The following is a 921-nucleotide window of genomic DNA, read 5'->3' on the forward strand; positions in this document are numbered from 1 at the left end:
CCCCGGCGCTTACCAAGGCCTCAACGCTGTCGGCTGCATAACCCGAGACGCTTGCCGCATCGCGGTATGCGGTCAAACTTCCACTGCCCGCGGCTGACTTGCCGGCAGCGGATAATGCCCGTGCTGCTAGCGTCATCATATCTTGGCGAGAGATGGGGTTATTCGGTTTGAAGGTACCATCTGCAAAACCGCTCACGATGCCAAGGGAGTGGGCCACGTCCAGCGTGTCTCTATAATAAGCGTTAGTCTCTACATCGCTAAAGGTTGCTGTTGGGTTCTCGGAACCCCTCAATTCAAGAGCTCTGACCAGAAGCGCAACGAAGTCGGCTCTGGTGATAGACGTCTCAGGAGAGAAACGGTTCTCGGCTGTACCCTCGATGACATCGCGTGCTGCCATGTGCTGAATGGCCTGCGTAGCCCAAGGGACGCTCGCCAAATCTCCGAAGACGTGGGATACATAGGCTACTGCATAAGTACCGAAATGAGTGGTTTGGAAGACCACGGCCTCGGAGGATGCGTTATACTGGCTGTTAGGTATAGAAGAGATTCTGCCATTGCTGTCGATATACCAAGCAACAATCTGATGGGAAAGCTCGCCAGTGGTCGATGTGTAAGGAATTTCTACCGTTACGGGTGCTTTAGGATTACTCCATGCAATCGCGCGGTCGCCTGCAGTCAGTCTCAGATTGATCACCGGACGACTGCCGATTCGTTCACGGTCCACTGAATTTAATTCGGCTACCGTATCGGTCTCGATATGGATGGATACCTGTTCTGTGTTGACTGTTACATTGGATAACATGTTGCTTGGAATATGAAGAATTCCGCTCTTCGTCTTTAGTACAAGCTCAAACGCTTCTTGACCTCCTAGGCTGTGACTTGGCAGTTGTACTTCATACGAATGAACACCCGTTTGTGTTG

The 921-nt window shown here is 51.9% G+C and carries 1 protein-coding gene; it reads right to left on the reverse strand.

Annotated features, from left to right (window positions below; genetic code table 11):
- Window positions 1-921, reverse strand: a 921-nt coding sequence (locus tag ACFRAK_RS29295; protein WP_394573238.1) for an S-layer homology domain-containing protein, incomplete at both ends; no start/stop codon positions are given.

Source organism: Peribacillus sp. NPDC056705, from assembly GCF_043656335.1.